Origin of the sequence: Faecalibacterium prausnitzii (genome assembly GCF_019967995.1) — a bacterium.
Taxonomy (GTDB): Bacteria; Bacillota; Clostridia; order Oscillospirales; family Ruminococcaceae; genus Faecalibacterium; species Faecalibacterium prausnitzii_E.
Genome location: NZ_CP065377.1, coordinates 1,540,017 through 1,553,296, shown reverse-complemented (window position 1 = coordinate 1,553,296; position 13,280 = coordinate 1,540,017). Strand labels below are relative to the sequence as shown.

The 13,280-nt window shown below is 56.3% G+C and carries 19 protein-coding genes; 1 reads left to right on the top strand and 18 read right to left on the bottom strand.

The genetic code is table 11. From position 1 onward, the window contains the following. Positions 1–3: 3 nt before the first annotated feature. The 8 genes from I5P96_RS07855 to I5P96_RS07820 form a co-directional block, all read right to left on the bottom strand. Complete coding sequence (locus tag I5P96_RS07855; protein WP_118552993.1) at positions 4–666, bottom strand: hypothetical protein; 663 nt, start codon at positions 664–666, stop codon at positions 4–6. A 13-nt stretch (positions 667–679) separates the two neighbouring features. Beyond that, on the bottom strand, positions 680–1,012 hold the full coding sequence (locus I5P96_RS07850; RefSeq protein WP_223381467.1) for a hypothetical protein: 333 nt from the start codon (positions 1,010–1,012) through the stop codon (positions 680–682). After that, on the bottom strand, positions 1,005–1,319 hold the full coding sequence (locus tag I5P96_RS07845; protein WP_223381466.1) for a hypothetical protein: 315 nt from the start codon (positions 1,317–1,319) through the stop codon (positions 1,005–1,007). Before I5P96_RS07845 ends, I5P96_RS07850 begins: the two co-directional genes overlap by 8 nt. Positions 1,320–1,395: 76 nt before the next feature. Next, a complete protein-coding gene (locus I5P96_RS07840; protein ID WP_223381465.1) occupies positions 1,396–1,665 on the bottom strand; it encodes a hypothetical protein in 270 nt (89 codons plus the stop codon). A gap of 69 nt (positions 1,666–1,734) precedes the next feature. Further along, positions 1,735–3,489: a phage major capsid protein gene (locus I5P96_RS07835; RefSeq protein WP_223381464.1), complete on the bottom strand. Its 1,755-nt coding sequence runs from the start codon at positions 3,487–3,489 to the stop codon at positions 1,735–1,737. Positions 3,490–3,510: 21 nt separating this feature from the next. Beyond that, complete coding sequence (locus I5P96_RS07830; protein WP_223381463.1) at positions 3,511–4,755, bottom strand: phage portal protein; 1,245 nt, start codon at positions 4,753–4,755, stop codon at positions 3,511–3,513. A gap of 17 nt (positions 4,756–4,772) precedes the next feature. Then, complete coding sequence (locus I5P96_RS07825) at positions 4,773–5,348, bottom strand: hypothetical protein (RefSeq protein ID WP_223381462.1); 576 nt, start codon at positions 5,346–5,348, stop codon at positions 4,773–4,775. A 15-nt stretch (positions 5,349–5,363) separates the two neighbouring features. After that, positions 5,364–5,975, bottom strand: a complete 612-nt coding sequence (locus I5P96_RS07820) for a hypothetical protein (protein ID WP_223381461.1) — start codon at positions 5,973–5,975, stop codon at positions 5,364–5,366. Positions 5,976–6,066: 91 nt separating this feature from the next. Here I5P96_RS07820 and I5P96_RS07815 point away from each other — a divergent pair, with 91 nt between their 5' ends. Further along, complete coding sequence (locus I5P96_RS07815; RefSeq protein ID WP_223381460.1) at positions 6,067–6,585, top strand: hypothetical protein; 519 nt, start codon at positions 6,067–6,069, stop codon at positions 6,583–6,585. Here the strand turns inward: I5P96_RS07815 and I5P96_RS07810 are convergent, their stop codons facing one another. From I5P96_RS07810 to I5P96_RS07765, 10 genes are read right to left on the bottom strand one after another with little or no spacing between them, the layout of a single operon-like run. Next, positions 6,586–8,331: a terminase TerL endonuclease subunit gene (locus I5P96_RS07810; protein WP_223381459.1), complete on the bottom strand. Its 1,746-nt coding sequence runs from the start codon at positions 8,329–8,331 to the stop codon at positions 6,586–6,588. A gap of 16 nt (positions 8,332–8,347) precedes the next feature. Further along, the gene (locus I5P96_RS07805; RefSeq protein WP_223381458.1) at positions 8,348–9,403 is read right to left on the bottom strand and encodes a glycoside hydrolase family 55 protein; all 1,056 of its coding nucleotides are present in this window, start codon (positions 9,401–9,403) and stop codon (positions 8,348–8,350) included. Between the two features lies 1 nt (position 9,404). Beyond that, positions 9,405–10,967: a LamG domain-containing protein gene (locus I5P96_RS07800; RefSeq protein WP_223381456.1), complete on the bottom strand. Its 1,563-nt coding sequence runs from the start codon at positions 10,965–10,967 to the stop codon at positions 9,405–9,407. 21 nt (positions 10,968–10,988) lie between these two features. Then, positions 10,989–11,504, bottom strand: coding sequence for a hypothetical protein (locus I5P96_RS07795; protein ID WP_223381454.1), 516 nt, complete (start codon positions 11,502–11,504; stop codon positions 10,989–10,991). After that, the gene (locus tag I5P96_RS07790) at positions 11,501–11,806 is read right to left on the bottom strand and encodes a hypothetical protein (protein WP_118552979.1); all 306 of its coding nucleotides are present in this window, start codon (positions 11,804–11,806) and stop codon (positions 11,501–11,503) included. The genes I5P96_RS07795 and I5P96_RS07790 overlap by 4 nt, the downstream gene beginning before the upstream one ends. Continuing rightward, positions 11,803–12,147, bottom strand: a complete 345-nt coding sequence (locus tag I5P96_RS07785) for a hypothetical protein (protein WP_118552978.1) — start codon at positions 12,145–12,147, stop codon at positions 11,803–11,805. The genes I5P96_RS07790 and I5P96_RS07785 overlap by 4 nt, the downstream gene beginning before the upstream one ends. A gap of 27 nt (positions 12,148–12,174) precedes the next feature. Then, entirely contained in the window at positions 12,175–12,438 is a 264-nt protein-coding gene (locus I5P96_RS07780) for a DUF6275 family protein (protein WP_223381452.1), read from the bottom strand. Positions 12,439–12,451: 13 nt separating this feature from the next. Next, positions 12,452–12,652 (bottom strand): hypothetical protein, encoded by a 201-nt coding sequence (locus tag I5P96_RS07775; protein WP_223381451.1) that lies wholly within the window; start codon positions 12,650–12,652, stop codon positions 12,452–12,454. Continuing rightward, on the bottom strand, positions 12,630–13,097 hold the full coding sequence (locus tag I5P96_RS07770; protein WP_223381450.1) for a hypothetical protein: 468 nt from the start codon (positions 13,095–13,097) through the stop codon (positions 12,630–12,632). Before I5P96_RS07770 ends, I5P96_RS07775 begins: the two co-directional genes overlap by 23 nt. After that, positions 13,094–13,261, bottom strand: coding sequence for a hypothetical protein (locus I5P96_RS07765; protein ID WP_223381449.1), 168 nt, complete (start codon positions 13,259–13,261; stop codon positions 13,094–13,096). Before I5P96_RS07765 ends, I5P96_RS07770 begins: the two co-directional genes overlap by 4 nt. Between the last annotated feature and the right edge of the window lie 19 nt (positions 13,262–13,280).

Here is a 13,280-nt window from a genome sequence, read left to right as displayed (position 1 = left end):
AGGTTACGCAGCGGCCTTCAGCAGCTCAATGACCTCGTCCGGGGTCGGCAGAGATGCGGTGGTGTTCTCGGTGCCATACAGCTTGTCCTCCAGGGCCTTCAGCTTGGCCGGGTCGGTCTTCAGGCTGTTGATCTCCATGTGCGCGGTGGGCTTGTAGCCTGCCACGTTCACCGGGGTGGTGTCACACTCCCAGCTGAAGGTGATGGCATCCGGGCTGTCGTTCACGGTCTCGTAGCTCTTCTCGCTGGGAGAAGCGGTCGAGTTCCATGCGATGTGGATGATGTAGCCGTCATCATCGTCCATCACGGTGTCATTGCCGATGCTGGTCACCCAGCTGAAGCCAAAGGGCAGACGGCGCTGCTGGCCGATGGTCACGCCGGGCACGATCTCCGCGCTGCCGTCGCAGGCCTCGAACTCCGGCGGATACATGTAGGACTCAATGGTGTACTTGAACTCTTCCGCTGCGCGGAGACCGGCATACACCATATCGTCTGCGTGCAGCTTGGTCAGGTCTGCACCGTCGGGGCTCTCGGTCACGGCAGTCAGGCCGTTCCAGACCACACCCTTGGGGTAAGCACCCTTGTTATCCATCGGGTACAGCACGCCGTGCTTGGTACCAGTGTGGTAAAAGCGCTCACCAGTCTTATCCCATTCCAGTCTTGCCATAGGTTCATCCTCCTTAGTAGTAGATGGTAAATGTGTCGTGATGCAGCCCGTCCGAAACGAAGTGCCGGTCATGCCCGCACCTCGGCAGGCGCGAAGCCGCCAGCACCATCGGGCTGTCCGGTTTCGGGTCGATCACCGTCAGGGTATAAAAAAAGCGCTGCAGATAAACGTTGTCATCCGCAGCGACATTTCTGATCTTGCTCCGCTCATAGCAGATGCAGGGGTAGTTCATCGCCAGTCCGTTCTTCGGCTGGTAATAGACGTTCTCGCTCCCGCACCGCTCTTTTACGATGGCGCGCAGCAGCTTGTCCAGCGCCAGGCGCCGGTCCAGCAGGATATCAGCCATGGTATTGCCCTCCCAGTGTCAGGATCAGCCGCGGGAACTGCACGTCCACGTTGTCGATGATCCACTTTGCGCCATAGAGCGTCGCATACCGCATGGCGTAGAAATGCTCCTGCGCAAAGGGGTCTGCCAGGATGCTCAGCTGGTTCGACACCGTCGTTTCACCGTTCACCTGGTCACCCAGATCAAAACGGCGGGTGTTCCGCACAAGGTCCCCATAGTAGTCCCGTTCCTTCATGGTCTCTTCGTATACGCTCGGTTCTGTCTCCAGTGTCTCAGCGTATCCGATCTTTCCAAACCACTTGCTCATTGCATTTCACTCCATTTTGAATCGTTCAGCACAGCACCGTCCGGTCGAGCACTGCCTCGTCCAGAACGGCGGGCCTTCAGGCCGGGTCGGCATCTGCGGCGGTGCAGGTCACAGCGGTGGTGCCGTCGGTCACGACCACACCGGCCGCCAGCAGTGCCACCGGCAGGTAGGTCTTGTCCGCACCCATGACGAGCAGGCGGCCCAGCTTGAACGCCTTCTCCACGTCGGCCTTCTTTGCCTGGGTCTTGTGCGCCTCATCCTCATACAGCTTCTTGTCGGTGTGCAGGTAGGCAACGTAGTTTGCCACATGCAGGTCATAACCGGTCTCATAAATGGTTTTCAGCATAACTCAATTCCTTTCTGCCTGCCCTCTGTCGCAGGGCCCGGCGTAAACCCTCTCCGTCTCGCTGCGGTTTTACGCAGCAAACTCGATGGCCATCGCGCTAAAGGGCACCGCCAGTGCGCCGGAGCAGCGGGTCTCGATCAGGTACTTCTGGGCGTTGTAATCGATGTCGAAGTCGTCGAACATCGCAACCGCACCGCCCTTGTCGGCACCCACGGTGTAGTCGGCCAGGTTCACGATCACGCCGATCAGCTCGCCACCCTTGGCGCCGGTGCGGCCCTCCATCTCAGGGATGGTTACGATCTCCTTCACGCGCAGCTTGCGGGCCAGAGCAGCAGTGTCTGCATACAGCGGGTGGCCGATGCCATCTTCCAGCAGCAGCATCTCAGTCAGGATGTCCTCGGTGGTGAAGAAGGTCGGGGTGCCGGAGCCACGGTAGTTCTTGCGGCTGCGCAGGATCTGCTTGATGGTAGCCTGCATCTTATCCTCGATCTTGGTCAGACCGGCAGTGGAGACCTGAATCTTGATGGTGAACAGGTCCGCATCGTTCACGACGGGGCGGATGCAGTTCTCGTCGATCTTGTCCTCGCTGCCTGCGGGGCGGCCGTCGCCCAGAAGGTAGCTCAGGGCCAGTTCCCGGTTCAGCTTGTAGCGCATCTCGCTCTTCAGCCAGGAGACCACGTCAAAGCCGGTGATGTCGATCACGTCGTCGCGGTCCAGCTTCTGCTTCTTGTAGACGGTGGTGGGGCTGGTGGAGCGGCGCAGCAGGCCGAAGACCTCTTCCTTCTTGAAGTTGCCCTTGATGTAGCCCTTGGCACGAGCCTCATCCTCGGTCAGGTCAGCAAACTGGCTCTTAAAGCGGCTGAAGGGGATGTGATGCACACCGCCCATCACCTTGCTCACCCAGTCATCCGGCTTCTCGATGATGCGGGGCGTGTTGTCGAGCAGGTGGTCATCCGGGAACAGCCAGTCGATGTTGTCGATGCTGTGGGCCAGTTCATCGGTGTCAATGCCAGCGTCCTCAAAGGCCTGCTTCAGCGTACCGTGGCTCTTGGCGCCCTTGATGATGCCGTTGATCTCTTCCATGTTGTGCTGGAGCACAGTTGCGCGGGTGTCCTTGTCAAAAACATTCTGCTTCACGGTTTCATCCTCCTCACCGTCGTCTTCGCCGCCGTTCTCCTCCAGGGCCAGTCCCACGAGGGCGTGGCAGCATTCCTTCTGCTCGTCGGTCATGCTGTTATAGACTTGTTCGAGCGTCTTACCGTCTTTCTTTTCGTCCGACATTTTGGCTTCCTCCTGTTTTGCGTTGTCTCCGCCGTGGGCCAGTTCCTCCAGCGGGTTGCCATCCGGGTCCATGCCGTGGGTCAGGCTCAGACCTTCGTCGTTGTAGATGAAGGCCTCTCCGCCCTCGTAGTCCTCGTCGGCGCTGTGCTTGATCACCTCGTCGATGAGTGCGCCGGGGTTGCAGCCTGCCAGCACGAGGCTCACTTCCCGGATGAAGCCATGCTTCACGGTCTTGCCCACCTTCTGCACACCGTTTGCGAAGATGGAAAAGGCGTTCATGTCGCCGCTTTCCACGCAGGCACGGGCGGTCTTGCCTGCCTCGGTGTCGTTGAACTTCGCGTAGGCATACACGCCGCCCGGCCGGTTCTCCAGCAGGCATTTGCCGATCACATTGCCGATGTCGCTGTGGTCGTGGTTGTAGACCATCGGCACCACCTTACCGTCGCATTCCTTGAACGCATCCTGCGCAATGGTCAGCCCGTCGTAACAGCGGGTGTTCGCTTTCGTCGCCCAGCCGCTGCAATCATAGTCAAACTTCACCATTTTGAAAAATGTTTCTCCTTTCTACCCATTCACCAGCCGCTCCACGGTGTCCCGCCCGGCTGCCACCGGGTCCGGCGCCCCGCCGTCGTTCGGCTGCGAGATGTTCGCATTCCGCAGTCTGTCCGCATTCGGGTCTTTCGAGGGCTTCATGCCGATGATCTGCCGGAACTCGTTGCTCGTCATGATCTCGTTGCGGGTGAACTTGTCCGCCATCTCGGCCACCATGCTCACCGGGGCCAGCTTGAACGGGTCGCGGAAATAGAGCACGGATTCGCCGTTCGCCCGCGCTTCCTCGGTCAGAAACTTCCGCTTCAGCTCGTCTACGGCAGCCGCCACCAACGGTTCAATGGTCCGGTTCTCGTAGTTGGTCATCACAGTGTCGTTCGCCGTACCATTCATGATCTCCGGTGTAATGCCCAACTGACTGTATGCCATGTTCGTCAGGTATTCCACGGTCTTCAGAAGGTTGTTTTCGAGACTGCGGTTCAACTGTGTGATGTGTTCCGTGCCGTCGGTGTACGCGATGCCGTATTTGCTTCCCGCCAGCTGCCGTTCGATCTCGGCGCGGCGGTCTTCGGCCTGTTTCTTCCGGGCTTCGCTCCTGACGATGTAAGGCAGCTGGATGATGAGGTCGAGCTTGCCGCTGCCCAGCTGGTCATCCACCACGTCCATCAGGTTCAGTTTCCGGATGAGCCGCTGAACGGTGCCGTTCGGCTCGTTCATCACAGCATAGAACGGGTTCTCGATGATGGCCACCTGCGCTTTCGGCAGGGTCAATTCCTCCCGCTGTCCGGTCCGGTCGTTGTACACTTCCAGCCGCACGTCGTCGGGGTACCATTCCTTGATCTTGCCCACCCGCATGGATTCGATCGTCACGTCTCCGGTCTTCGGGTCGGTGTCAACGTCCACCGGCACCAGCGCCACCGCGCCTTCGTCCAGCACCGAAAGAAACAGGTCATACCGCAAAGCACGTCCTGTCTGGTCTTTGTTGCCGGATAGATTCAGGCATGAATTAAGGCCCGAATCAACGGTCTCGTCATAGCGTCCGTTTTCATCGAGCCTTACATGGTTGATGGTGATGCTGGCCGCATCCATTGCAATGCGGGTGTAGATCGCAGTCAGGATGGTCCGGTCGTTCCCGCGGTTCAGCCGCACCCGGTCAGGCCGGTAACTGTATCCTCCGCCGTAGGAACTCTTTCCGGGAGGGTCCCGGTTCGTAAAGGCATTCCAGGCCCGCTTCAGCCTGGAGCCAAATGTCTGCGCCATTTTGATTTTCCTCCCGGTCAGTTATCTTTCTTCTCGTCGTCTTTCTTCTGCTGCTGTCCGCCGCTGGCGCCTCCGCTCACGATCGCGTTCGCCAGTTCCGGGTTCTTCAGCTCTTTCGTGATGAACTGCTTGGCACTGTAGCTCATCGCACCAGAAACTGCCTTGGTCAGAAACTGTTTCGAGGCATCTTTCATTACGCTTTTCACAAAGCTCTGCCCGCCGTACACGTCATTCCGCAGCTGCTTCACGTCCTTCTGGAGCTGGAGCCGCTCTTTCTCGGCTTTCAATTCCTTGTTCGGGTCATCGGCGCGGATGTTTGTCTGACCTTGCAGATCGCGGTACTGCTTCTCCATCTGGAGCCGGTTGATGCGGCTTCGCAGCTCCTCGTCGGAGTAATCCTCTGCATTCCGGCCGGAACGTTTCGGTGCATATTCCACCTTCGGTTCATCTTCTGAACCGGCGTTCCCATCTCCGGCGTAGTGCTTTTTGCCTGCGGCCGTCAGGGTGCCGTCCTTGTTCTGGTACCGCCGCACGCCCCACTTCATGCCTTTGATACCCCAGTGGTATAGCGCGCCATCGTCATATCTCCACATTTCCCGCTTTTCACCTCACTTTGCCTTCCGCGTATAAGCCCCCGGAACAAACAAGCTCTTGTGCCACCCGGCCTCCCGGTATGCTTTTTTCTCGGTTTTGTCGCTCGGCTTTTTCTTAAAGTCCATCTGCTTACCCATGAATCGGGCAACCGTCTGCATACCTTTCTGCACAGCGATCTTGCGCCGCGTTGCGGACATCTTCTTGTTGTAGCGTTTCTTGGCTTGCTTCATGCGCTTTTTCTTTTCCTTCGGCGTCTCTTTCAAAGCGCGTTCTCTGCGGTATTTGTCATCCAGCAATTTATCCGCTTCTTCAGCAGAGATATACTTTTTCCGGAGCTTTGTCTGCCCGTCCATATCGACATACTGCTCCGTTGCGACATGCGCTGTCCTGCCGTTGGGGTGATGTTCCAGCCGGTATGCTCCAGTCAGTTTTTTCTTTCCACTGCGGATATAAGCTTCGTAGTCCGCCTTGGAATAGAAATAACGATATATGTTCTTTCCATTCTTCGTTCCAGCTGATACACGCATGTAATATTTATGGTTTCCCTTCGCACTGCCCTTCTGGCTGCTGCCGAACCACCCATGCTCAATATAATCCCACCAGTCATTATTTCCGTAGTAATCCAACTTTTCGTTTCACCTCTTTTACGTTTTACAATGTCTGACTGCTGTGCTATACTCTTCTTGACGATTATTTTTTCGACGAAGAGGAGTTCTTATGGAAATTGTTGTTTGTCCTAATTGTGGTTCGCCCATTGATATCCCTAAAAGCATGCCATTCACCATCACCTGTAAAAAATGTGGTGAATCATTTGGCGTTGAATACGATCCTTCCGAATTCGGAATTTGGGGCAAAGCCAAAATCAAATACAACGATTTTTCGGTAAAACATCCTAAAATCCTAAAAACAGTGAAAGCTGTAGGTACTATTGTGGCTGTCGCCGGAGTAGCTTATCTACTCCATCGGCCCGACGAAAACACAACCGCTATCGACTCTGCCGCTTCATCTGATCCAGAGGAGTCTAGCGTTCCTATCCAATCAGGAGATAGCTATGATGACTCTGACTATGATGAGGAAGACGATTATTCCCTCAATGGCTGCTGTCGAACTTGCGGTGCATCTCTCGATGACGCTTTCTATACCATGCCATGGGAAGACGACGATAATGAATATGGTTACTGGACTTGCCGCAGATGTCACGCAAAGAATTACGATTGGGATAGCGGCGATGATTGATCACTCAAACGCATCCCGGTTCAGTTTCCAAGCCACATAGGCGTCCATCATGGCCGCTACGGCGTCGATCTTCTGGTCCTGCCGCTGCTTGTACAGTTTCCGGTTTCCGTTCGTGTCCACCAGTGTGATGCAATTTCCCATGGCAAACTGCATCAGTTTTTCGTCAAAGACCAGTTTCCGCTGTTCGCTCAGCTTCTTCAGTTCCCCAAGCGGCACGCTTTCTGTCTTTGCGCCCTGGATCACCTTGGTGATGCCAAAGCTGCCGTTCTCCAGCGCCCACCGCTCCACGAATTCCTTCGCGTTATAGGGGTCGTAACCAAAGGCCCGCACGTCGTACTCGTTCTCCTGGATGAACCGGTCCAGATCGTCGTAGACCTGCATCATGTCCAGCACCGTACCGTCAAATACGAACAGTGTCCCTTCGTTCATGAACTCCTCGTATTGGTTCCGGCGGCTCATCGGCAGTTGGCTCAGGGTGTAGCTCGTGATATAGTCCCGCGTTTTCACGCCGAAATATCCGTTCGACAGCGGGAACAGGAAGGTGAACGAACAGAAGTCATCACCCATCGAAAGGTCTGCTCCCATCGCGCAGGGCATCTGCCAGTAATTCCGGTGGCGGTGGCACAGCGTCTCCTCGTAAGGGAAGAAATAGGTGTACCCTTCCATCGGCAGGTTGAACCGCTTCGCCAGAATGTCGTTCCGGGCGCTGGGCGATTTCTCGGCGCGCTCCACATCCAGCTGGTAGGTCTCGTAGCTCACAGTCTTGCCCAGATTCGGGTTTGCCTTCAGCCACATCTCCGGCTGCCCCACCTCGTCGAGGGAGTCCAGCTTGTAGTACCAGATGCTCACATGCGGGTTGATGTACTCCCCTTTCAGGATCTGCATCAACTCCATTTTGATGTCATCGCCGCAGCCGTTACGCACGGTGCCTTCCGAGCTTGCCGCCACGATGAGATAGTTCTCGTTCTTGGCCGCGCCCTGCTCGATGGCGCCGATGGGGTCTTCCCGGATGTCACACGAGAGCCACTCGTCCACGGTCGCCACTGTGTCGCGCCGTCCCTGCAATTTCTCAATGGTCATCGGGCGCACTTCCAGCAGGCTGTTCGTCAGGAAGTTCTCGATGCCCTTCTTTGTGCTGGCCATCTTGACGCGGTCGGCCTTCGAGCCTGTCGTGTTCTGCAAACTGCCTTCGGTCATGAACTTCAGCACCGGGCCCTTTGCCCGCGCCAGCGCGGTGCGCATCGGGGCCAGCACCTCTTCGGCCTGTTTCATGGTCGGGGCGGTCGTCAGCTGCTGGGTCGTCGTGGTGTATGCCGTCAGGAAATAGGCCTGCAAAAACTCCAGATACATTGTCTTTGCCGCCGAACGGGTGATGATGAGATACTGCTTCGTCACCAGCCGTTTCTTGATGCGCCGGGTCTCGTAGTGCCCGCCCGCGCCATGCTCGTTTGGCACAAAGACGCTCCGCTCCACGAAGTAATACCAGCCGAAGATCTCCTCCGCCCACAGCTTGAAGCTCTCCAGCATCTTCACATCGGTGCCGTCGGTCAGGGTCAGCTCGTCCTCGCAGAATGCGATAAAGCCGTTCACTGCCTTGTCATCGTACCAGATGCCAGGGTTTGCGATCAGGTCGTCGATCCGGTTCATCTCCATGGAGATTTCCCGGCAGACCGGGATCTCGCCACGCATCACGGCCTCCCGAAAGCGGCCGTAGTAGATCGGCGTGGCCGTGTTCGAGAGTGCCATGATTTATGCTCCTTCGTTATTGCAGCGTGCTTGGCGCGTCGCTCAGGTTGTGCACGATGCCGTACCAGCGGCAGTTCGTCTGCTTGCTCAGGTCCACATCGCTGAACTTGGTCACGCCCGAACCGTTGATGTCCGCGCCAAAGACCTTGTACATTGCCTGCCCGGTCGGGTTGGCCGGGAAGACATAGGCCGTCAGGCCGGTGGGCCAGGTTTCAGCAGCAATATACCATCTGAAGTTCGTGATATAGGCAAGGGTCCGCCCGTCGTAGAATTTGAATCCTCTCTGGTAGGTGTCGCAGTAGCAGTCCGAGAAGCGGGGACCATTCACGCGAATGTACGCAAAGACCGTGTTCTCCAGCAGGGCCTTCTTGGTGTCGTTGTCGCTGTAATTGAAATCGAAGCACCAGGCGTGAACGTTGTGAAAGATGCTGCTGCCGCTGCACGAGAGCGCCGTCTTCACGTTCATGATGACGATATCGGTGTACATGGAGTCGCCGGTGTCGTAAATGCCCACTGCATCCGGATAGATCAGCGACGTCTCGATCAGACAGTTGCGCACCATCAGCTCATACGAGAGGTTGCCTTCCGTCTGGCCGTCGCTGTTGGTCATCGAAGCGTCGTTGAATTTGCCGCAGATGCCGTACCGCTGGAAGTTTTGGATGGAGATGTGGTCGATCAGGGTGCATTTCTGCCGTGCCACGGCGATGCAGTCGTCTGCCTTGAAGTTCGCGTTGACTTTACCGTTGCCCCGGATGAACATGTCCTGTTGGGGCGTTTCAGGCGGGGTCATCTTGCCGCGGATCTCGATAAAGCGGTTCACTTTGGTGGCCGCCGTGCACTTCAACTCAGCGTTGTCGAGCACCATGTAGCAGAGGTCGAGCACCAGCTTGCCGGAAAACGCATACACACCCTTCGGGAAATACAGCGTTTCGCCGGGGCGCGCGGCCACCAGATCGTTGAATGCGGCCAGGTTGTCGGTGGTGCCGTCTCCCTTGAAGCCATAGTCCAGCACGTTCAGCATCCCGCTGCCGCCGCCTGTGCTCAGGGTGGTGCCATTCAGGTCGTATACCATATCAGTTTGCCTCCATCAGGGTCGTGATCTGTGCATCGGTCAGCGCCGTGTCGAATACCTGGAAGTCGTACACCGTGCCATTGAAGAAACGTGCCTTGCCGTCCGTAGTTTCGCCTGAGCTGGCGGTCCACGAAGCACCAAGGATCAGCGAACGATCTACGGTCTTGTTCGCGGCATAGTTCGGGATGTTCTTCCATTCGGTCATGGAACCGTACGACAGGAACCGGAACTGCGTTCCCTTGATCTGGAGCAGAAACTTCAGTTTCTTCCCGGATTCGATCTTGACAAAGTGACTGCCATAGGTGAACATGTTCATGCCCACGGTTCCGTTGGTCCATGTTGCAGCCATGATGCCTCTCTGATCGTTGGTGAGATCGCTGAAGCAATCAAGTAAAACTGTCACCGTATTAACTGCACTGTCAGCCACCGTAAAGGTTGAGTACACCGTCAGATTCATGCCGGTGTCGATGGCTGCGAACGGCTTGATCCCAGTGTCGATAAATTCTTTGTTGGCCGGTACAAAAGTCTTCTGCGCGGCCAGTTTATAGCGCGGCGTCGGCAGGCCGTTGCTGGGGGTATCCGGCTGACTGGGCGTGACAGTGCTGCCACCAAGTCCTTCCGCCAGCAGGGTCTTGACCTGCGTATCCGTCAGCACCTTGTTATATACCTGGAAGTCGTACACCGTACCGACAAAGAAACGGGACTTGCCAGCGACTTCGACGTCGTTGGCGTCGGTCCACGAAGCGCCGATGAGCAGGCTCTTGGAGACTGTCTTGCCGGTCCCGTAATTCGAGATGCTGTTCCAGGCCCCAAATGTTCCGTTCTGGGTCATGCGGTATGTGCCGCCCTTGATCTGAATGGCCAGCTGCAGCTTGGTGTTGTCCACCAGAGTATTCGATACGCCGGAAGAATGATAGACGTTGACACCGAAATTGCCTTTGTCCCAGGTGCAACCCAGGACACCGCGCTGATCGTTGCCACCACCATTGAAGCAGTCGAACAGCACAGCCGGAGAGCTGCCGGTGTATGTACCCGCCGCGACCGAGAACGTCGCAAGCAATGTCAGCTCCATGGCATCGTTCACGGTTTCGAACAGCTTCAGCCCAGTGTCAATGAACTCTTTCTTGGATTGTACAAAGGTCTTCTGCGCGGCCAGCTTATAGAGCGGAGTCGGCAGCGTATCGCTGGGGGTATCCGGTGTTCCCGGCTGGCTGGGCGTGACGGTAGTTCCGGACCCCATCCCCCATTCTGCTTTCAGAGCATTGTAGGTCGCCTGCATCGTGCCGTTTTTGTAGGCGGCATTCTCAAACAGGGCCAGAATGTAACGCTTTGCTGCATCCGAGATGCCGCTTCCGCCGCCCATGTTCGTCACGGGAAACACAAGGTTCAGTTTACCATCCTGAATACTTGCTGCGGCCTGTGCACCGGTGGTCACCGTGCCAATCGAAAGACCACCGGCATTCTTCATCTCTTCTGCAAGCTCAAGGATGGCGTCGTCCATGCCATTGAGCTGGGAAGCATAAAGGCGCTGCCCTGACCTGAAATTGTGTTTCTGATAGTCCATGTTTTGCACCTCTCATCGTCTTTATCCAAGCAGCGCCTCGTCGAAGATTGCCTCGTCCAGCACCGCAAATGTTCCGGAATAGACCGAATCGTTTTTCGCATCTTCCTTGTGGATGCTCTTCAGGCACTTCATCGAAGACGTCGTGGTGTTAAATTCCGCCACCAGCTCCTTCTCAGCATACTGCCGCATACACACGCTGAACTCCACCGTGCCGCTCACCTCGGCCGCCTGCGCGCGGATCAGCCAGGAAAACGTCAGGCTGTCGCCCTCAATGGTCAGGTCGGTGACATCGTAGTAATAGTTCTTACCCGCGGCATTGATGTAGTTGATGCGGGGCGTAAACGCCGCCAGGTCCGTCCCGCGGTAAAGCCGATCCATTTTGAAGTAGAGCCGGTTCACATCCTTGTCGCCCTCTGCACCGATCACGACAGCAAGGTTCGGGATGTCGATGATGCGCAGATTCTCATCAATGGTCAGGATCACCCGGTCAACCTTTGGGGCTTCCATTGCTGCAAAAAGTTCGTCTACCGTCGTCATGCTCTCACCTGCTCGATCAATACCGGGTTTGTCTTGATGCGGGTCACTCCGTTCTGGCCGATCAGCGCCACCTTGATGCTCTTGCCGTCCGTCACTTCGTCCGGCACCATGCACTCACCGGCATCGTTCACTGCCGCCGGGTACTGGTCGTTGAACAGCGCGATCTTCTTGGCGCCCAGCCAGTCCTGTTCCGCCATGCCAAAGTGGCAGAGCAAATATCCCTTCGTTCCGGCGATCACACCGGCAAAGCTTCCTTCTTTGCGCAGGCTCTGCCCGCTCACCGAGAATAAAAGCCGTCTCATTCCTCTGCCTCCTTGTCGCATGCAACATAAAGTCGCCATTCCAGCTCGCTGATCTGGTTCTTGATGGCGTCCATTGTTACCGAGCTCTGCGGCGGGTCAAACAGCAGCCGCACCTTCAGCGCTACATAACTCTTGACTGCTGCAAGGTCGGCCCGTTCCCCCGCAAAATCGCTCCACGTCGCCGTCGCGTCCGTAATGCAGAACGCATCCTTCGGCCCGACGCCCATCTGGTTCAGGATCATGAACACACTGTTGATGTGCATGATCAGGTCGGTGTCGAACACAGCATACTCCTCGGTCATCCCAAGGAGCTTCTTCACCGAGGTCAGTATACTTTCCATCTGTTCTCCTTTTTGCGCTTTATGCTTTTAGTCCGGGACGCACTTGTTATCCCACTTCTTGTAGACGTCCACATAGGTCTCACACTTGTCGCCGTTGTGGGTGATCTCGTAATACATCCCGTCCGATACGGTGGTGCTCGCCAGTGCCTTCCAGTTCTGTAACGTCTTGCAGAACCACACGATATACACATCCTCCAGCGTCAGTTTCTTGCCGTCGGTCACGTCCGCATGGGCATTGAAGTAGTCTGCTACCAGCTGCTTTGCGCGGTTCATCATTGCTTCGTTGTTCATTTTGTTTTCTCCCTTATTGCATGTAATCTTCCACACCGGCCTGAGCAATTGCCACGTTCGCCCATAGCATCGCTTCATCCAGTTTCGTCAGTGCCAGACTTCGTTCCCTGCAAGGGCCGATCTTGCAAAGCATCTGCTCTGCTTCCTCCAGCTTCGCGCGGATATCATTGCTGGTTTTCGTTTCCTTCGGTTCAAACGCTCGTCTCTGGTACATGTTCTTTCCTCCATGGGCAGGTGTCGCCTGATCTTCGTTCTCCGTCTGGCAGTTTTGCATTTTGACCCGTCCCGTAATGGATGGCTTTATGCGTCGCCGCCGAAACACAAATGGCGTTCTCCGGGTCCAGCAGTTTTTTGCTGTGCTGGAGGACATCTTCTTTTGTAATGGGGTTCAGATGATGAATCGAGATCTTCGGCCGGATCGCTTTTCCGCCCTGGAGCACCCAGTCCGTGATCGGGCGGCCTTCGCATCCCAGGTCACAGCCGTTGTCCCTCACGATGATCCGGTCCCGGAACTGCCGCCACTCCTTCGATTGATAAAACGCCTGATTCAACCACCGGTCAAACCCGAACGTGTCTTTCCCGACTTCCCCGTGCAGCTCCAGATACTTCAGCCGCTCTTCAAATGTCGCCAGCTGGCATAGTTCCGTGTAACTCTTCATCTCAGCTCCCCCAAACCTGCCGTCATAAGGATCAGCACGATAAGCATGACCATCTCACAGAGTTTGGCGATCCAATGCCCGATGTTGTCCGCTGGGCTTGTATCATCGGTAAATGCGTTCACCGCCGTTAGAATACAGCACAAAAACTCCATCACAATGATCAAATCGTTTACTCGTATCGTG

Bases quoted from the DNA above. Each gene is read 5' to 3' on its own strand.
- I5P96_RS07855 (WP_118552993.1), bottom strand. From the start codon at position 666: ATGGCAAGACTGGAATGGGATAAGACTGGTGAGCGCTTTTACCACACT.
- I5P96_RS07775 (WP_223381451.1), bottom strand. From the start codon at position 12,652: ATGTACCAGAGACGAGCGTTTGAACCGAAGGAAACGAAAACCAGCAAT.
- I5P96_RS07770 (WP_223381450.1), bottom strand. From the start codon at position 13,097: ATGAAGAGTTACACGGAACTATGCCAGCTGGCGACATTTGAAGAGCGG.
- I5P96_RS07805 (WP_223381458.1), bottom strand. From the start codon at position 9,403: ATGGTATACGACCTGAATGGCACCACCCTGAGCACAGGCGGCGGCAGC.
- I5P96_RS07825 (WP_223381462.1), bottom strand. From the start codon at position 5,348: ATGTGGAGATATGACGATGGCGCGCTATACCACTGGGGTATCAAAGGC.
- I5P96_RS07780 (WP_223381452.1), bottom strand. From the start codon at position 12,438: ATGAACAACGAAGCAATGATGAACCGCGCAAAGCAGCTGGTAGCAGAC.
- I5P96_RS07835 (WP_223381464.1), bottom strand. From the start codon at position 3,489: ATGGTGAAGTTTGACTATGATTGCAGCGGCTGGGCGACGAAAGCGAAC.
- I5P96_RS07785 (WP_118552978.1), bottom strand. From the start codon at position 12,147: ATGGAAAGTATACTGACCTCGGTGAAGAAGCTCCTTGGGATGACCGAG.
- I5P96_RS07850 (WP_223381467.1), bottom strand. From the start codon at position 1,012: ATGGCTGATATCCTGCTGGACCGGCGCCTGGCGCTGGACAAGCTGCTG.
- I5P96_RS07840 (WP_223381465.1), bottom strand. From the start codon at position 1,665: ATGCTGAAAACCATTTATGAGACCGGTTATGACCTGCATGTGGCAAAC.
- I5P96_RS07845 (WP_223381466.1), bottom strand. From the start codon at position 1,319: ATGAGCAAGTGGTTTGGAAAGATCGGATACGCTGAGACACTGGAGACA.
- I5P96_RS07800 (WP_223381456.1), bottom strand. From the start codon at position 10,967: ATGGACTATCAGAAACACAATTTCAGGTCAGGGCAGCGCCTTTATGCT.
- I5P96_RS07830 (WP_223381463.1), bottom strand. From the start codon at position 4,755: ATGGCGCAGACATTTGGCTCCAGGCTGAAGCGGGCCTGGAATGCCTTT.
- I5P96_RS07810 (WP_223381459.1), bottom strand. From the start codon at position 8,331: ATGGCACTCTCGAACACGGCCACGCCGATCTACTACGGCCGCTTTCGG.
- I5P96_RS07815 (WP_223381460.1), top strand. From the start codon at position 6,067: ATGGAAATTGTTGTTTGTCCTAATTGTGGTTCGCCCATTGATATCCCT.
- I5P96_RS07790 (WP_118552979.1), bottom strand. From the start codon at position 11,806: ATGAGACGGCTTTTATTCTCGGTGAGCGGGCAGAGCCTGCGCAAAGAA.
- I5P96_RS07795 (WP_223381454.1), bottom strand. From the start codon at position 11,504: ATGACGACGGTAGACGAACTTTTTGCAGCAATGGAAGCCCCAAAGGTT.